The organism is Yimella radicis, from assembly GCF_054778255.1.
This window is the reverse complement of the sequence record NZ_BAAGZR010000001.1, coordinates 121763-138882: the sequence shown is the minus strand read 5'-3', so window position 1 is coordinate 138882 and position 17120 is coordinate 121763. Positions and strand designations below refer to the sequence as shown.

18 protein-coding genes are annotated in these 17120 nt (G+C 66.3%); 15 read left to right on the top strand and 3 right to left on the bottom strand.

The features are described from left to right. Positions 1-4: 4 nt before the first annotated feature. Positions 5-1642 carry a SigE family RNA polymerase sigma factor gene (locus ACYU8W_RS00660; protein ID WP_499465790.1) on the bottom strand — a complete coding sequence of 546 codons (1638 nt, stop codon included), beginning with the start codon at positions 1640-1642 and terminating at the stop codon, positions 5-7. Positions 1643-1740: 98 nt separating this feature from the next. Here ACYU8W_RS00660 and ACYU8W_RS00655 point away from each other — a divergent pair, with 98 nt between their 5' ends. The 3 genes from ACYU8W_RS00655 (at position 1741) to ACYU8W_RS00645 (ending at position 4648) form a co-directional block, all read left to right on the top strand. Next, the gene (locus ACYU8W_RS00655) at positions 1741-2541 is read left to right on the top strand and encodes an alpha/beta fold hydrolase (protein WP_129627446.1); all 801 of its coding nucleotides are present in this window, start codon (positions 1741-1743) and stop codon (positions 2539-2541) included. A 115-nt stretch (positions 2542-2656) separates the two neighbouring features. Next, positions 2657-3736: a metal-dependent hydrolase family protein gene (locus ACYU8W_RS00650; protein ID WP_141928946.1), complete on the top strand. Its 1080-nt coding sequence runs from the start codon at positions 2657-2659 to the stop codon at positions 3734-3736. A gap of 48 nt (positions 3737-3784) precedes the next feature. After that, a complete protein-coding gene (locus ACYU8W_RS00645; protein ID WP_499465788.1) occupies positions 3785-4648 on the top strand; it encodes a GNAT family N-acetyltransferase in 864 nt (287 codons plus the stop codon). Positions 4649-4714: 66 nt separating this feature from the next. On the opposite strand, the gene aceB is transcribed toward ACYU8W_RS00645, so the two are convergent. Then, positions 4715-6406 carry a malate synthase A gene (gene aceB / locus ACYU8W_RS00640; RefSeq protein WP_499465786.1) on the bottom strand — a complete coding sequence of 564 codons (1692 nt, stop codon included), beginning with the start codon at positions 6404-6406 and terminating at the stop codon, positions 4715-4717. A gap of 135 nt (positions 6407-6541) precedes the next feature. After that, the gene (gene aceA / locus ACYU8W_RS00635) at positions 6542-7828 is read right to left on the bottom strand and encodes an isocitrate lyase (RefSeq protein WP_129627433.1); all 1287 of its coding nucleotides are present in this window, start codon (positions 7826-7828) and stop codon (positions 6542-6544) included. Between the two features lie 178 nt (positions 7829-8006). Here aceA and ACYU8W_RS00630 point away from each other — a divergent pair, with 178 nt between their 5' ends. The 12 genes from ACYU8W_RS00630 (at position 8007) to ACYU8W_RS00575 (ending at position 17102) form a co-directional block, all read left to right on the top strand. Then, on the top strand, positions 8007-9512 hold the full coding sequence (locus ACYU8W_RS00630) for a helix-turn-helix domain-containing protein (protein ID WP_499465784.1): 1506 nt from the start codon (positions 8007-8009) through the stop codon (positions 9510-9512). A 177-nt stretch (positions 9513-9689) separates the two neighbouring features. Further along, positions 9690-10208: a 30S ribosomal protein S16 gene (gene rpsP, locus ACYU8W_RS00625; protein WP_129627427.1), complete on the top strand. Its 519-nt coding sequence runs from the start codon at positions 9690-9692 to the stop codon at positions 10206-10208. A gap of 4 nt (positions 10209-10212) precedes the next feature. After that, the gene (locus ACYU8W_RS00620) at positions 10213-10455 is read left to right on the top strand and encodes an RNA-binding protein (protein ID WP_115922617.1); all 243 of its coding nucleotides are present in this window, start codon (positions 10213-10215) and stop codon (positions 10453-10455) included. A 91-nt stretch (positions 10456-10546) separates the two neighbouring features. Then, complete coding sequence (locus tag ACYU8W_RS00615) at positions 10547-11731, top strand: MFS transporter (RefSeq protein ID WP_499465782.1); 1185 nt, start codon at positions 10547-10549, stop codon at positions 11729-11731. A 5-nt stretch (positions 11732-11736) separates the two neighbouring features. Beyond that, on the top strand, positions 11737-12240 hold the full coding sequence (gene rimM / locus ACYU8W_RS00610) for a ribosome maturation factor RimM (protein ID WP_499465780.1): 504 nt from the start codon (positions 11737-11739) through the stop codon (positions 12238-12240). Between the two features lie 2 nt (positions 12241-12242). Continuing rightward, a complete protein-coding gene (trmD, locus tag ACYU8W_RS00605) occupies positions 12243-12956 on the top strand; it encodes a tRNA (guanosine(37)-N1)-methyltransferase TrmD (protein WP_129627418.1) in 714 nt (237 codons plus the stop codon). A 273-nt stretch (positions 12957-13229) separates the two neighbouring features. Continuing rightward, positions 13230-13592 carry a 50S ribosomal protein L19 gene (gene rplS / locus ACYU8W_RS00600; protein WP_129627415.1) on the top strand — a complete coding sequence of 121 codons (363 nt, stop codon included), beginning with the start codon at positions 13230-13232 and terminating at the stop codon, positions 13590-13592. A 98-nt stretch (positions 13593-13690) separates the two neighbouring features. Continuing rightward, positions 13691-14251: a signal peptidase I gene (lepB, locus tag ACYU8W_RS00595; RefSeq protein ID WP_168990306.1), complete on the top strand. Its 561-nt coding sequence runs from the start codon at positions 13691-13693 to the stop codon at positions 14249-14251. Then, positions 14244-15266, top strand: coding sequence for a signal peptidase I (gene lepB / locus ACYU8W_RS00590; RefSeq protein WP_499465777.1), 1023 nt, complete (start codon positions 14244-14246; stop codon positions 15264-15266). Before lepB (ACYU8W_RS00595) ends, lepB (ACYU8W_RS00590) begins: the two co-directional genes overlap by 8 nt. Then, entirely contained in the window at positions 15263-16057 is a 795-nt protein-coding gene (gene lepB, locus ACYU8W_RS00585) for a signal peptidase I (protein ID WP_499465775.1), read from the top strand. Before lepB (ACYU8W_RS00590) ends, lepB (ACYU8W_RS00585) begins: the two co-directional genes overlap by 4 nt. Next, positions 16054-16800, top strand: coding sequence for a ribonuclease HII (gene rnhB / locus ACYU8W_RS00580; protein WP_499465774.1), 747 nt, complete (start codon positions 16054-16056; stop codon positions 16798-16800). The genes lepB (ACYU8W_RS00585) and rnhB overlap by 4 nt, the downstream gene beginning before the upstream one ends. Next, positions 16797-17102 carry a DUF2469 domain-containing protein gene (locus ACYU8W_RS00575; RefSeq protein ID WP_115922624.1) on the top strand — a complete coding sequence of 102 codons (306 nt, stop codon included), beginning with the start codon at positions 16797-16799 and terminating at the stop codon, positions 17100-17102. The genes rnhB and ACYU8W_RS00575 overlap by 4 nt, the downstream gene beginning before the upstream one ends. Positions 17103-17120 lie beyond the last annotated feature (18 nt).

The window sequence follows — 17120 nt, the reverse complement described above, 5'->3', positions numbered from 1 at the left end:
CGTCCTAGGTCGGGCCACCGGCCCGGCGCCTGTTGCGCGGCAAAGGCGCGAGCGCAGGGACGGACGGCAACGGCGGGTGGGTCGGCACGGTCCAACGGCGTGATCTGCCGTCCGAACCGATCCAGTCGATGCGTTCGATCACACTGATCACTGCGCCGTCCTTGGAGTAGTCCAGCGGATCGACGGCAGAGTCCGCGGTCAGCACCGTGTAGCCGCTCTCCTGAAGCACGTTGATCTCGATCACGGCATCGCGGAACAGGTGGGTCGGGGCGGCTTTCACCGTGTGCGCCCCGCGTGGCAGCATCGCGATGAATCCCCACCCGCGATGGCCGAACTGGACGTCCATGGTCTCGGGTTGGTCGCCACCCACGATCGACATACTCATCATGTGGTCCTCGTCCAGGAATCCCCACATTCCCGCGCGAGTGAACACGTACACCGTTTGATTTTGTTGCGTGACAACGAAGCTCGCGTTCTCTCCGTCGGACAGAGTGATCCTTTGACTGGCGGTGCGCCACATGAGGCCCTGCACCCCTTCGAGCGGACCGAGGTGCCGCCCGGCAGCGAAGGTCGCGTGGTCACGAAGTTCCAGCCCTACCATTTCGGATTCGCCGCTGACGCTTCCGGACGCAACGACCCAGGCCAGGTCGGTGTCTGCCGGTACCTTGCCGACGACGAGAGTCTGAGGCTGTGTCGGTTGGTCGTCGCCTAACCGATAGGGCGGAAGTGCTGAGGCGTAGCACCCCCACGGGGTGCGAACGAAGGGCGCGCGACGCCCGTCCAACTGCGCGACAGGTCGGTCGTCGGACATCGCCAGCCGGAGCTCGACGTCCTTGGTCCCCTGCATCCAGCCCGACGCGAGAAACGGCGCCACGCCGTCCGGTGGGTTCTTCATGGTGCGAAGCCAGACGAAAAGCAGTCCACTGCTGCGCGGCTTGAACGGCACGGCCGACTCGTCAAGGCGGGCAAGGCCCTCGTACGGTCGGCCCATCCACCACGCACCGACTCCGACGGCGACTGCCGCGCTCGCACCCAGCAGTGAGATGAGCACGCGTCGTCTGCTCGTGCTGGTCTCCCGGTTTGCCAGCCCGGCAATCCGCTCGTGATCAGCGGCTTGTGCGGGACAGGGAACGTCGTCGAACGGCAGACCGGCGAGATCTGTCGTCCGGCTCCGCAACGCGGTCAGCCCTCTGTCGCTGTGCTGCTCGGCGGAGTCGGGGGTGCCGCCCACGATGCCGGCGACCTGCCAGGTCGAGAGGTTCGCATATCGGTGCAGGACGAGGCGGATCCGATCCTTCATGGGGACGCTCTCGAACGCGACCTCGGCTTCCCTGCGCCGCAACTGGATTCGGTCCATGCCTGGCTCGTCGGCCGCCTGCGTAGCGGGCTTGCTCTCGGCGGCTGTGTCGGATTCCTTGATGGCGCGGACGAGCTCGTGGAAAACATGCTGGACCGGCTGTTCCTCACCGCCGCGCGTCCAGTGTCTGCTCGTGCGGGCCAGCGCGATTTCGGTGACCTCGGTGGCTCGGTGCCGATCGGTGGTGATGAGCCACGCTGCTCGCAGCAGATCGGCCTCGACTACGGAAGCAAACTCGTCGAAGGTGCGGGTGGTGCGGGGCCGTCCGTCCGACGACGCTGTCATTGCGTCATTATGCGCCGGTGTGCCGCTCAGTGACAGAGGTCGGGCGAAACACGCAGCGTTAGGCTGTCGCCGTTCGAACCACGTCGATCAGGAGAACCGTGTCGCCCCGTCTGCACACCACGTCCGTCGGCTCGCAGGGTCCGCGAATCGCCTTCCTGCACGGGCTGTTCGGTCAGGGCAAGAACTGGAACCAGATCGCCAAAGCTCTCGGTGACCAGTACCGGTCGACCTTGATCGACCTGCCGAACCATGGACGGTCGACCTGGACCCAGGACTTCTCGTACCAAGCGATGGCCGACGCCGTTGCCGAGGAACTCGACCGATCGGCACCGGGGGAGCAGTGGATCGTTCTCGGCCACTCGATGGGTGGAAAGACCGCGATGCTGCTGGCGTTGCAGCACCCGGAACTCGTGAAGCGACTGATCGTCGTCGACATCTCGCCGGTCTCCTACGGTGGGCTCACCACCTTCGACGATTACGTCGAGGGCATGCAGGCGATGGACCTCGGCCGCATCGAGAACCGGTCGGACGCCGACCGCACTGCCCAGGAATGGGTCGACGATGCGGGTGTACGCGCTTTTCTCCTGCAGAACCTGCGCCGCGAGGACGACGGTTGGCGCTGGCAGATGAACCTCGACCTGATCGCCCGCTCACTGGCGGATCTGGGGGGATGGCCGCAGGACGTCGCGTCCGCTGCCCAGCCGTACGAAGGGCCCACCCTATGGGTGGCAGGCAGTGACTCGGGTTACGTGCAGCCGCGCAACACCGACGCGATGAGGGCGTTGTTTCCACGCGTCCGGTTGGTGACCATCAAGGACGTGGGCCACTGGCCGCACTCTCAGAAGCCGGACGTCTTCTTGAGCACGATCCGCCCTTTCCTCGCAGCCGACCGGGACTGAGAACAATGTGCTCGATCGCCGATCCCTTTCCCGCACTTGGGATTTCGCCGACGCCAAGCAGACAGCGCGAACGTTCGCTGGACTGAGGGGTTGCCCCGCCCGATAGTGTCAGGACATGAGCGCCGTCCTGCACGTGAAGGGCCAGATCCTGGTCTCCGAGACCGGGGTTCGTGACGAACTCTGGGTGGTCGACGGACGGGTGACCTTCAACCGGCCGCTGTCCGGCGACGTCGACACCGTGTCGGGCTATGTCCTTCCGGGGCTGGTCGACGCGCACTGTCACGTCGGTCTCGAGGCGACCGGTGGGGTGACGCAGGAGCGGGCCGAGGAACACGCGATCACCGATCGGACGGCGGGCGCTCTGCTGCTGCGGGACGCCGGCTCACCGGTCGACACGCACTGGATGGACGAGCGCGACGACCTGCCGCGCATCATCCGGGCCGGCCGCCACATCGCTCGCACGAAGCGCTACATCCGCAACTTCGCGCACGAGATCGAACCCGAAGACCTCGTCGCCTACGTCCGCCAGGAAGCTCGGCGCGGCGACGGGTGGGTCAAGCTCGTCGGTGACTGGATCGACCGCGACCGCGGTGACCTCGCGCCGTGCTGGCCACGTGAAGCGCTGAAGGCGGCGATCGACGCAGCGCACGAGGAAGGCGCACGGGTCACCGCGCACTGCTTCGGCGAGGAGTCGCTGCTCGACTTCGCCGCAGCCGGCACCGACTGCATCGAACATGCCACCGGTCTCACCACCGAGAGCATCGATCAGTTTGCGGCTCAAGGGATTTCGATCGTCCCGACGCTGGTGAACATCGAGAACTTCCCGAAGTTCGCCGAGGCCGGTGAGGCTAAGTTCCCCAAGTACGCCGCACACATGCGCGACCTGTACGACCGCCGGTTCGAGACGGTCGCCGCCGCCCACGAGGCCGGCGTCAAGATCTACGTCGGCACGGACGCGGGCGGGCAATTGCCGCACGGACTCGTCGGCGACGAAGTGGCCGAGTTCGTGAAGGCGGGCATGACCAACCTCGAAGCGTTGAGCGCCGCGACCTGGGGGGCGAGAGCCTGGCTGGAGCGTCCGGGCATCGAGGAAGGCCAGAGCGCCGACTTCGTGGTCTACGCGTCCGACCCACGCGAGGACGTCGGCGTGCTCAAGGACCCGCAGCAGGTCGTGTTGCGCGGTCAGGTCGTCTGACTCCCCATGTCTGGTCCCTTGCCGCCTCTGCGAGCGGACGGAGAGCGGGTGTGGGTCGCGACCGTGCACGAGGCTGACGTCGTCCCGTACATGCGGGCCGTTGCCCGCTCGGCCGAGCGAATCCGTGAGTGGAACCCGGTCGACCCGGGCGACCTCGCCGGGCAACTCGAGCGCCAGAGTTCGGTTCACCGTACATTCGTCATCCACGCCCGCAAACCCGTCGGCGATCACGCGATCGTCGGAATCGTCAATGTCTCCAACCTAATTCGCGGACGATTCCAATCGGCGACGATGGGCTACAACTCCTACGACCCGTACGCCGGCACGGGCCTGTTCGCCGAGGGTATGCGCGTCCTGCTCGGTCTTGTCTTCACCGCCGAGCCCTACGGAATGGGTCTGCATCGCCTCGAAGCGAACGTGCAACCGGCCAACGTCCGGTCGGCAGGTCTGTTGCGGTCCATCGGTTTTCGGCGTGAACGGCACATGAAGCGGATGCTCTGGCTCGAGGGCGCGGGCAGACCGGCGAGTTGGCGCGACCACGACTCGTACGCGATCACCGCTGAGGAACATCCCGTCGCGTACCGGCCCAACGACCATCCAAGGGTCACCGTGGTCGTGGAGTCCGCAGGTGGGCCGTCTCCGACGGCCCGGGACCTGGCGTGCGAACTCGGCGTCCCCGTCCTGTCCGACGCAGTGCTCAGTCCGGAGCAGACGGCGGCGGTACTGGCCGACGCGGCTGGGGGAGCGGTGCTTGAGATCGGCTCGGGCACAACGGGATCCGCCGTCGTCGACGAAATCCTACGAAGGGCAGACGTTCAGTCCGAGCGAGTGTTGTTCGTCCATGCAGGCGCCACCGGTCCCGCCGCCATCGCACGAATTGCGCTTGAGGCCCGCGCCCTCGCTCTCGGTTGAACAACGCGAAAGTCCGCGGATCCGGCGAGTTGACCTCGCAGATCCGCGGACTTTCGCGGTCGTGTGTCAGGCGGCCGAACCGGCCTTCGCCGAGCTGTCGACCATCTCCGACTGGCGGATGTCTTCCTTGTCGATCGGTCCGCTGATCCGCAGCGGACGGTCGATCAGGTATCGCACGTACGCGTAGGTGGTGAAGAAGCCCGGCAGGTAGTCGCCGAACGCGGTCTCCTCCAGCACACCGCGGGCCTGCTGGTAGCGCTCGGTGTGTCGGTCGTCCAAGCCGCGGGTCAGTTTGGTCATCTCCTCGTCGACCACCCGGTCGAGCAGGTCACGCGTCACGAACGGACCCTCGGCCAACTGCGACTCGTGGAACAGCCACTGCCACAACTGGGCTCGGCTGATCTCGACCGTTGCCGCGTCCTCCATCAGAGTGTCGATCGCGACCGCGCCACGTCCACCGATCCACGAGGCGAGGTAGCGAAGCGCGACCGAGACGTTGGTGCGCACACCCTGCAGGCTGATCGTCTGCTGCACGCCGTCGAGCGAGATGAGATCGTCCGCAGTCACCTGCACGTCGCGCTGGACATCACGCTGGTCGTGCTTGGTGCCGAGGACGGCCGCGTACGCGGTCCGGCAGGTCTCGACCAGCGCCGGGTGAGCGACCCATGAACCGTCGAAGCCCTCAGCAGCCTCGCGCTCCTTCTCCGCCCGGACGACGTTGAGCGCGCGCAGGCGGCGCTCCTCGTCCTGCAGCGTCGGATTGACCGCGGCCGGGCCACCGATGGCGTGCGCGCCGCGCTTGTGACAGGTCGAGACCAGCAACGAGGTGTACGCCCGCATGAACGGGGTGGTCATCGTGATCTTGTCGCGGTCGGGGAGCACGAACTCCTCGCCGCGGTGAGCGAAGGTGCGCACGTAGCTGAAGATGTAGTCCCAGCGTCCGGCATTGAGGCCCGAGCAGTGCTCGCGCAGTTCGTAGAGGATCTCCTCCATCTCGAACGCCGCGGTGATCGTCTCGATGAGCACGGTCGCGCGGATAGTGCCCTGCGGGATGCCGAGTTCGTTCTGCGCGAAGACGAAGACGTCGTTCCACAGGCGGGCCTCGTGGTGGTTCTCGATCTTCGGCAGGTAGAAGTACGGACCGGCACCGAGGTCGATCAGCTTCTGGGCGTTGTGGAAGAAGTACAAACCGAAGTCGACCAATGAAGCCGACATCGGACGCGAGTCCACGGCGAGGTGCTTCTCGCACAGGTGCCACCCACGCGGACGCATGATCAGGGTCGGACGGTGTTCACCGACGGACAGGCGCTCGCCGTTGGACTCGTCGTAGCTCAGCTGGCCCCGCACCGCGTCGAACAGGTTGAGCTGACCCTGGACGAGGTTCTTCCAGGACGGCGCGGTGGCATCCTCGAGGTCGGCGAGCCAGATGTCGGCGCCGGAGTTGAGGGCGTGGACGGCCATCTTGCGGTTGGCCGGGGAAACCAACTCGCACCGGCGGTCCTCCAGGCCCGGTGCCGGATCGGCGACCCGCCACGAGGTGTCCTCGCGGATGGACGCGGTCTCGGGCAGGAAGTCGAGGTTTGCGCCCTGGCTGATCCGGCGTGAGTGCTGACGACGTGCCTGGAGCAACTCGGCCCGGCGGCCGGCGAACTCGGCGTCGAGCTTGGCTACGAACGCAAGGGCCTCGGGGGTGACGATCTCGTCGAAGCGGGGGTGCATGGTTCCACGCACCGTCGGGGTGCCGTTGGGTCGATTCATGACGTGCCTCCTTCAGGGGCCCCGGCTCTGTGCCGGCTGGTTCTGACTCGCGGGTTGCGTTGTGCTGATTGAGAACTCGGGCTCCTGCGACCGGAGCCAGTTGACCGCAGGAGCCCGAGTGGTACTAGGTGGTGCTCACTTGTGGAACTGAGCGGTCTCCGTGGAGTCCTTGAGCGCGGTGGTGGAGCTGTCCGGGTTCAAGGCGGTGGAGATCATGTCGAAGTAGCCGGTGCCGACCTCGCGCTGGTGACGCGTGGCGGTGTAGCCGCGCTCCTCCGATGCGAACTCGCGCTCCTGCAGCTCGACGTAGGCCGACATCTGGTTGCGGGCGTAGCCGTGGGCCAGGTCGAACATCGAGTAGTTGAGCGCGTGGAAGCCGGCCAGGGTGATGAACTGGAACTTGAAGCCCATCGCACCCAGTTCACGCTGGAACTTCGCGATCGTCGCGTCGTCCAGGTGCTTCTTCCAGTTGAAGCTCGGCGAGCAGTTGTACGCCAGCATCTGGTCGGGGAAGTCGGCCTTGACCGCTTCGGCGAACTTGCGAGCAAGCTCCAGGTCAGGCGTGCCGGTCTCCATCCAGATGAGGTCGGAGTAGGGCGCGTACGCCTTGGCGCGGGCGATGCACGGCTCGATGCCGTTGCGCACCTTGTAGAAGCCTTCTCCGGTGCGTTCGCCGGTCAGGAATTCCTTGTCACGGTCGTCGACGTCGGTCGTGATGAGCGTCGCGGCCTCGGCGTCTGTGCGGGCGATGACCACGCTCGGCACGCCCGCGACGTCCGCGGCGAGGCGAGCGGCGTTGAGGGTGCGCACGTGCTGCTGGGTCGGGATGAGCACCTTGCCACCGAGGTGACCGCACTTCTTCTCGGAGGCCAGCTGGTCCTCCCAGTGCACACCGGACGCGCCGGCGGCGATCATGGCCTTCATCAGCTCGTACGCGTTCAGCGGTCCACCGAAGCCGGCCTCGGCGTCGGCGACGATCGGCACGACCCACTCGTCGACGGTCTTGATGCCCTCGGAGTGCTCGATCTGGTCGGCGCGCAGCAGCGCGTTGTTGATGCGCTGGACGACGGACGGCACCGAGTTGGCCGGGTAGAGCGACTGGTCGGGGTAGGTGTGGCCGGAGAGGTTGGCGTCACCGGCGACCTGCCAACCCGACAGGTAGATGGCCTTGAGGCCGGCCTTCACCTGCTGGACGGCCTGGTTTCCGGTCAGGGCGCCGAGGGCGTTGACGAAGTCCTCGGTGTGCAGCTTCTCCCAGAGCTGCTCGGAGCCACGCCGCGCGAGCGTGTACTCGATGGGGAAGGAGCCACGCAGCTTGACGACGTCTTCCGCGGTGTAATCGCGGTCGATGCCCTTCCAGCGCTCGTTGGTCTCCCAGTCCTTGGCCAGCTCTTCGGCGGACAGTTGCTTGTGGTCGGTCATGGCTCCTCATTCGTTCGGTGGAATACTTGCTGCATCTCGATTCTTGACCCGCCTGACGCGAAAGTAACCGGGTTGCCGATGTAAATATCCACGAATTTTTATGTAGCATGCAGCCATGACGTCTGTTTCGAGTGACCTACGTCGCACCGCCTCCAAGGGTCGCGCCAGGGTGGGGCGTATGAACTCCGTTGCCGCAATCGGCCGCCTCACCGAGCCCGAGGCGCCGGGAGAACAGGTCGATCTCGACAGCGCTGCCCCCGACCCGCTGACCATCGGACGCCGGGTGCGGCACGTGCGCCAGGAGGCGGGCCGCACGCTCGGTGACGTCGCCGACGCGATCGGCATCTCGGCGTCCGCGTTGTCGCTGATCGAGACAGGCAAGCGTGAGCCGCGGTTGTCGGTCCTGGCGGCTCTGGCCAAGGTGCTGGACGCGTCCGTGCAGGACTTCCTGACAGCAACTCCGCCGAGCCGGCGCGCGGCCCTGGAGATTCGGCTGGAGAAGGCGCAGCGTGCCGAGAGTTACGAGTCGCTCGGTCTGCCGAAGGTGAAGATCGGTCCGCGGCTGCCGATGGAGGCGCTCGAAGCCCTCGTCGGAATGCATGAGGCGATGGCATCGGCGCAGGCCGATCAGGCGGCCACACCCGAACATGCACGCCGGGCCAACGGTGAGCTGCGCGAGCGGATGCGCTCGGCCGACAACTACTTCGGTGAACTCGAGAACGAAGCCGCCCAGTTGCTGAAGTCGATCAACCACCCGGGTGGTCCGATCAGTCGCGCCGCGATCGACCGGATCGCGGGGCACCTCGGCTACAAACTCGTGCACACGTCCGACCTGCCGACGTCCACCCGGTCCGTCAGCGACCTGCGCAACAAGCGCATCTACCTGCCGCAACCCGAAGCGGGGCAACACGATTCACGCTCGCTGGCGATGCAAGCGGTCGGCCACCTCGTCCTCGGGCACCGTCCCCCGGCCGACTACTCGGAGTTCTTGTCGCAACGCGTCGAGATCAACTACTTCGCCGCCGCGCTGCTCATGCCGCAGAAGGACACCGTCTCCCTCCTGCGATCGGCCAAGACCGCGAAGGACATCGCGATCGAGGACCTGCGTGACGCGTTCGCGGTGTCGTACGAGACCGCAGCTCACCGCTTCACCAACCTGGCGACCAAGCACCTCGACATTCCGGTGCATTTCATGCGTATCTCCCAGGACGGTGTCATCTACAAGGCGTACGAGAACGATGGCATCGTCTTCCCGTCCGACACGACGGGTGCGATCGAGGGGCAGCGGGTGTGCCGCCAGTGGACCGCGCGCCGCGTCTTCGAGCAGCCTGATCTCACGAAGGCCTACCAGGCGTACACCGACACCCGTTCGGGCACGTACTGGTGCACCGCCGTCGTCGACCGCACGCCGGCCGGATCGTTCTCGGTCAACGTCGGTGTGCCGTATCAGCACGTGAAGTGGATGCGCGGCCGCGACACCCAGGAGCGGTCGAAGTCGCGCTGCCCCGATCCTTCGTGCTGCCTGCAGCCGCCCACCGACCTCGCCGGACGCTGGGACGGACGTGCGTGGCCATCCGCGCGGGTGCACTCGCACCTCTTGGCGGCCATGCCGCCGGGAGTCTTTCCCGGCGTCGACGACACCGAGATCTACGCGTTCCTGGAGAAGCACGCCCCGGCGGAGTGAGACTTCGGATTGGGAGGGTCACGGGCTGCTCTGGCATGATGGATCGCGTACCCACTCGCACACGGCTCGTTCGCGCGCCCGGCGGCGAGGGACTACGGCCCCGAGCGACGGCTCCCCGGTGTGGACTTCACCCGGTCTTGCCGCCGCTCATAACTATGAACAGGAGACACCACAACTGTGGCAGTCAAGATTCGTTTGAAGCGCCTCGGCGCCATCCGCAACGCCCAGTACCGCGTCGTCGTCATGGACTCGCGCACCAAGCGTGACGGTCGCGCGATCGAGGAGATCGGCCTCTACCACCCCAAGGAAGAGCCGAGCCTGATCCAGATCGACTCCGAGCGCGCGCAGTACTGGCTCGGCGTCGGCGCGCAGCCGACCGAGCAGGTCGCGGCGCTGCTGAAGGTCACCGGTGACTGGCAGAAGTTCAAGGGCGAGCCCGGCGCCGAAGGCACCCTGAAGGTCAAGGAAGCCAAGCCGGAGAAGAAGGCTCTGTACGAGGCGGCCCTCAAGGCCGCTCAGGACGGTGCCGACAAGGCTGACAAGGGCTCGGCGACCACCGCCAAGAAGAAGGCGGAGTCCCCGAAGAAGGACGAGGCCAAGACGGTCGAGCAGGTCGAAGCCGACGAGGCCGTGACCGTCGACGAGACCCCGGACTCGGCGAAGGCCGAGGCCGAGGCCGAGACCACCGAGAGCTGATCCGGTGCTCGAGGAAGCGCTCGAACACCTGGTCAAGGGCATCGTCGAGCACGACGACGAGGTGGTGGTGCGCCACAAGGAGATTCGCCGCGGCGAACTCCTGGAGGTGCGCGTCCACCCCGACGACCTCGGCCGCGTGATCGGCCGATCCGGTCGCACCGCTTCGGCGCTGCGCACGGTCGTCCAGGCTCTGGCATCCGGCCGCAACATCAGGGTCGACATCGTCGACACCGATCGCAGCCGCTGATCGCCGACACCTGCACGAGACTCCCTGGAGGGAAACCTCCGGGGAGTCTCGCGTTTCTCCGATCCACTACTGCCACAAGAGGATTCACCAAGTGCGTTCTGCACTGAGCAGCCGCGACGCCGTCGTGGCCACGGTCGCGACCTTCGTGGTCAACGGTGTCGGAGTCGGCACCGTCGGCGCTCTGATGCCGACGCTGGCCGACCGCTGGAACACCGACGCCCGTGGGCTCGGCGTTCTGCTGATGGCTTTCGGTCTGGCGGCGATCGCCGGTATCAACATCGGGGGACGCATGGCCGACCACGGTGGGGCGCTGCGTCCGCTGCGTCTCGGCACCGTGGTGATGGCGGCCGGGATGCTCCTCATCGCGGCCTCCCCGAACCTGGCCGTGGCCGTCGCAGTGGCGGCGGTGTACGGCTTCGGCAACGGCCTGGTGGACACGACGATGAACGTCATGGCCGTGCAGGTCGAACAGGCGCGACCACGTCCGCTGATGAGCCGTTTTCACGCCTGCTGGTCGATCGGATCATTGCTGGGGGCGCTGATCGTGCTCGTGTGTGGATCGTTGTTCAGTGGGGCGGTCATGATCTCGGTGGCTGCGTTCGTGATCGCGGCGGTGCTGATCGCCACCGATCTGCCCGTGCTGCACCGGTTCGCGGCCGACACCGCGCCGATGGATCACACCGATGAATCGGGAGGGCGGACGAAGGTCCCCCGCGTCGCCTGGATCCTGGCCGCCATGGCCGTCGGTTTCGGTCTGGCCGAGGGCACTGCCTTCGACTGGTCCTCGGTGCACGTGCGCGACGTCGCCGAGGTCTCCTCGACGACCGCGGCCTGGGGTCTGGCAGCGTTCTCGGTGTGCATGGTCGGGGTTCGCATGTCCGGCGACTCCTTGGTGCACACGTTCGGCCGCCGACTCGTCGTGCGCATCGGAGCCGGTGTCGCAGCAACCGGGTATCTCATCGCGATGTTGGGCCACACGATGCCGGTGCTCCTGCTCGGTTGGGCACTCGTCGGTGCGGGAATGGCACTCGTTGCGCCGCAGATCTACGGGCTGGCCGGCATGCTCGGTGGCGGACGCGCGATGTCGCGGGTCGTCACGTGTGGGTACGCGACGACGCTCGTCGGCCCGGGAATCATGGGTCTGCTCGTTCACGAGTTCGGCATTCAGCACGCGATGTTGCTACCGCTCGCCGGTGCCGTGATGGTGTCGGCACTGTCGCTGGTGATGCCCACCGAGGAATCACGGGGGACTTGGTCGAGGACTTTGGAAGGATGACGCCCATGGATGAGGTTCTCGTCGCTCGCATCGGCAAACCCCACGGTCTGAAGGGTGAAGTGACCGTGCAGGTACACACGGACTCCCCGCAGGAGCGTTTTGTCGAGGGGGCGAGCTTCTCGACCGAGCCCGATCGCGGATTGCTGACGATCCGCGCCGAGCGCGTGCACAACGGCATCCAGTTGCTCTCCTTCGAGGAGGCGAGCGACCGCAGTGCCGCCGAGGCGCTCCGTGGCACCCGTCTGTTCGCCGCTCCCGACGAGGAGGACGACGAGGGGTTCTACGAGGACGACCTCGTCGGTCTCGACGTCGTCGACACCGCCGGCACGACCCTCGGGAAGGTCGTTGCGTTGCATCCGCGTCCGGTACAGGACCTGCTGGAGATCGAGCTGCCGGACGGCCGCACCGCCTATCTGCCGTTCGTCGAGCAGATCGTGCCCGAGGTCGACCTCGACGCCGGCAAGGTCATCGCCGATCCGCCGCCCGGTCTGCTCGAACTGGGGGAGTGAGCGTGCGCCTCGACGTCATCTCCATCTTTCCCGAGTACCTGTCGCCCCTCGACCTGTCGCTGATCGGCAAGGCTCGCCGTGACGGTCTCCTCGACCTGCGCGTGCACGACCTGCGGACGTGGACGCACGATCGGCACCGCACTGTCGATGACACTCCCTACGGCGGCGGCGCCGGCATGGTGATGAAGCCGCAGCCGTGGAGTGAGGCCCTCGATTCGCTTGCTGCAGACGATGATTCGCGTCCGACGCTGATCGTCCCCGGTCCTGGCGGCGAACGCTTCACCCAGCAGATCGCCCGCGAGTTGGCGGGCAAGGAGCGACTGGTCTTCGCCTGCGGTCGCTACGAGGGCATCGACGAACGCGTCTACGAGTACGCAGCTCGCGACTACGACGTCCGAGTGTTGTCGCTCGGCGACTACGTTCTGAACGGCGGCGAAGTGGCGGTGCTCGCGATGGTCGAGGCGATCGCGCGACTGCTGCCCGGCGTCATCGGCAATGCCGAGTCGCTCGTGGAGGAATCGCACGAGGACGGCCTGCTGGAGTATCCCGTCTACACCAAGCCGGCCGACTGGAACGGCCTGGTTGTCCCGGAGATCCTGCTGTCGGGAGATCACGGACGGATCGCCGCTTGGCGCCACCAGCAGCGACTCGAGCGCACCTCGGCTCGGCGCCCGGACATGTACGCCGCCTACCGGCTGTCTCACCCGGACGCGTAACTGGCGACCCGGCCCGCGTCCGGACTTCCGGATCGCAACTGGTGCCGCCGGCGGTGCCAGAAGCAACCTGGATCACCAGACGTGAGCTGCATGTCAAGGAGCGGCACGATTTCACCGGTGGGCCGAGTCTCTGGCAAACTTGATCCTTGTGTCCTGGCCCCCGCCGCAGGGGGAGTGGCCCATCGGCAGGTTCCGGTGGTCATGAGGCCGAAAGGGACACGTTCCGAACCACGAAATCGTGGCGACCTGTGGCGCCACAAGGAAGCAGCAGTCATGCAGAAGTTCGACGAGCTCGACGCCAAGAGCCTGAAGTCCGACATCCCCGCGTTCCGCGCCGGTGACACCGTCAAGGTGCACGTCAAGGTCGTCGAGGGTAACCGCTCCCGCGTCCAGGTCTTCCAGGGTGTCGTCATCCGCCGCCACGGCGCCGGTGTGGGCGAGACCTTCACCGTCCGCAAGATGAGCTTCGGCGTCGGCGTCGAGCGCACCTTCCCGCTGCACACCCCGGTCATCGACAAGATCGAGGTCGTGACCCGCGGTGACGTGCGTCGCGCGAAGCTGTACTACCTGCGCGAACTGCGCGGCAAGGCAGCCAAGATCAAGGAGCGTCGCGAGACCCCGGCCAGCAAGGCCTGAGTCCAGTCGTGACCCTCGAGGGCGGCGATGTGTCTTCGGACGCGTCGCCGCCTTCTGCTTCCCCTCGGCGTTCCGGGCGTCGGCGAGCGTGGATCGCAGTGTTGGCCGCACTTGCGGTGTTGGTGTTGCTTCGTCCGTTGGTGTTCGAGACGTACACCGTGCCGTCGCGGTCGATGTCACCCACGTTGTCACCCGGAGACCGCATCGTCGTCACCAAGAACGGCGAACTCGAGCGCGGCGATCTGGTGGTGTTCGTCGCCGACGAGGCCTTCTACGATCAGCACCCCGATCGAGGAACGCTGCAGCGGATCGGCGACTTCCTCGGAATCCGGCCGAACGAGCGCGTGTACGTGAAGAGGGTCATCGGTCTGCCGGGTGAACGACTGACCGTCGACGAGGCGGGAACGCTTCGCATCGATGACGTCGTTGTCCAGGAGCCGTACCTCGCACCCGGGGTGCTGGCGAGCACGACACCCTTGCGCATCCGGGTCCCCCCGGGGCGGTACTTCGTGATGGGTGACAATCGACCGGCGTCGGACGACTCGCGTAATCACCTGGGAGACCCAGGTGGAGGGAGCGTGCGGGCCGCCGACGTCATCGGAGAGGTCGTGTGGAGATACTGGCCGAAGAGCGGATGGGGGAGTGTGGACGATGAATGACCGTCAGTTCCGCCTGCCGCGCAAGGAGTCGAAACCCGAGACGAACGACGCCGTCACCGGTGCTCTTTCTCGTGCCGACCTGAAGCGCCTCAAGGCGAACACCCAGGACTCATCGGTCCAACAGACCGATGCCATCTCGGCCGACGAGCTCGACGGACTGCGCCGACACGGGCAACGCGAGCAGGTCGGGCGGCTCCCGCGTCCCCAGGACCGGGACGTATCGGCGACCGAGTCCATCTCCCGCGAACAACTGGCGGAGCTCACCAAGCGAGGTGAACCGAACCAGGTCGGACGGCTTCCGGGCCCCGCGGCACCCCGCAAGAGCCGCTTCGGGCGCGAGAAGAAGTCGAGTCGTCCACGGTCCCTCCTGCGTGAACTCGGCATCGTCGTCGCCATTGCCCTCGTCCTGTCGGTGCTCGTGAAAACCTTGCTGGTGCAGCCGTTCTGGATCCCGTCGGGTTCGATGGAGAACGCCCTTGTCCGCGGCGATCGGGTGGTCGTCAGCAAATTGACCCCCGGACCGTTCGATCTCAAGCGCGGCGACGTCGTTGTCTTCTCCGACGACGAGAACTGGCTCGAGTCGCCGAACGTCGAGCGCAGTGCCATCGCCAACGCGATCGTGAAGCCGCTGCAGTTCGTCGGGCTCTACCCGGAGGGCGACGACCACCTGATCAAGCGGCTGATCGGACTTCCCGGTGATTCGGTGAGTTGCGTGCCGGGTGAACGCATGAAGATCAACGGGCAGCCGGTCTCCGAGCCCTATCTCTACTCGGGAGACGAAGCCTGCGACGAGCCGTTCGACATCGTCGTCCCACAGGGTCGAGCCTGGGTGATGGGCGACCATCGCAGCGGTTCCAGCGACAGCCGTGCGCACGATGAGGAATCCGGCGGCCTGCAGGGTTCGATCCCGATCGACTCGATCACGGGGCGGGCAGTTGCAATCGTCTGGCCACTGGACAGAATGGGTGGTCTCAGCAATTTCTCCTCGACCTTCGACAAGGTGCCGAATTCATGACGAACGACTCCGCGGACTCCGCGAAGGCGAACGACCCGTACGACACCTCGCGTAGCACCCCGGACGACGCCAAGGTCGATGATTCCTACGCGCCCGGCGAAGTTCCCGAACAGCAGGATGCCCAGCACAAGCGCGGTAAGGCCAGCGTCCTGAAGGAAGCGATTGTGGTCGCGGTCATCGCGCTGACTCTGTCGTTCCTGGTGAAGACTTTCGTGGCGCAGCCGTTCTACATCCCGTCGCAGTCGATGGAGAACACCCTCGACATCGGTGACCGCATCGTGGTCTCGAAGTTCACCCCGCAACACTCCGACCTGCATCGCGGCGACGTCGTCGTGTTCTCCCAGCCGGCCACCTGGGGACCCCCGCCGCCCGAGAGCAGCAACGCCGTGAAGCGGGTCGTCAAGGACGGCCTGACCTTCGTCGGCATCCTTCCGGGTGGCGCTCAGCACCTCGTCAAGCGGCTCATCGGCCTGCCCGGCGACGAGGTGGCGTGTTCCGGCCAGAAGATGAAGGTCAACGGCGTCACGCTGAACGAGCCGTATCTCAAGCCTGGAGTCAAGCCCTGCCAGACCGACTTCTCGGTCACCGTCCCGAAGGACCGGATCTGGGTCATGGGCGACAACCGGGACTCCTCCTACGACTCCCGCGGTCATGATGACGGCACCGGGAGCAAGGGGTCGGTGCCCGAGTCCGACATCACCGGACAGGTCGTGGCCGTCGCCTGGCCGCTGACGCGGATGCAGAGTGTCGATGCCCACCCCGCGACGTTCGAGAAGGTGCCGAACAAGTGACGGTCGGCCGCAAGCCGAGCCTGCGAGCGGAGCGGGCGCTGCAACGCGAGGGCTACCGGGTGCTCGCCGGAATGGACGAGGTCGGACGCGGTGCGCTGGCCGGACCGGTGTCGGTGGGAGTCGTCGTCATCGACGAGCGCACTCGCACCGCACCCGCCGGCGTGAAGGACAGCAAGCTGCTCAGCCCGCGCGCCCGTGAGGCGATGGTTCCGCGAGTGCGGCGTTGGGCACTCGAACACGCCGTTGGCCACGCCAGTGCGGCCGAGATCGACCAGATCGGCATCATCGCCGGACTACGGTTGGCCGGACGCCGCGCGCTCGCGCAACTGACGATCGTGCCCGACCTGGTGATTCTGGACGGCAACCACGACTGGTTGACCGACCCACGCCAGGAAGGACTGCTGGCTCTGGTCAGTGATCAGCCGCCCGCGCCCCCGGTACGGACGATGATCAAGGCCGACATGAAGTGTTCGTCCGTTGCAGCTGCAAGCGTGCTGGCCAAGGTGGAACGCGACTCGATCCTCGTCGCCCTGCACGACCAGCACCCGCATTACAACTGGGCCGGTAACAAGGGTTACTCCGCGCCCGACCACCTGGCCGCACTCGATGAGCACGGGCCGTGCGAGTTGCACCGCCGCTCCTGGCGCCGATTCACTCAAGCCGATCAGGTGCTCGACGGATGCGACGCCGGCAGCGACAGCACGCCTACAGTGGAGCGCACCAGCGTGAAGGAGGGCGCGTGAGCGCTGAGGATCTTGAGAAGTACGAAACCGAGCAGGAACTCCAGCTCTATCGGGAGTACCGCGACGTCGTCGGTCTGTTCACGCACGTCGTGGAGACCGAGCGTCGGTTCTACCTGTGCAACGAGGTCGACGTGCTGGTGCGCGGCGAAGGCGCCGAGGTCTTCTTCGACGTCCGGATGAACGACGCGTGGGTGTGGGACGTGTACCGACAGGCGCGTTTCGTGAAGAACGTGCGGGTGCTGACGTTCAAGGACGTCAACGTCGAGGAACTCCCGCCGCGCGACCTGCAGATGCCGGAGTGATCCACAGCCTCGATCTGA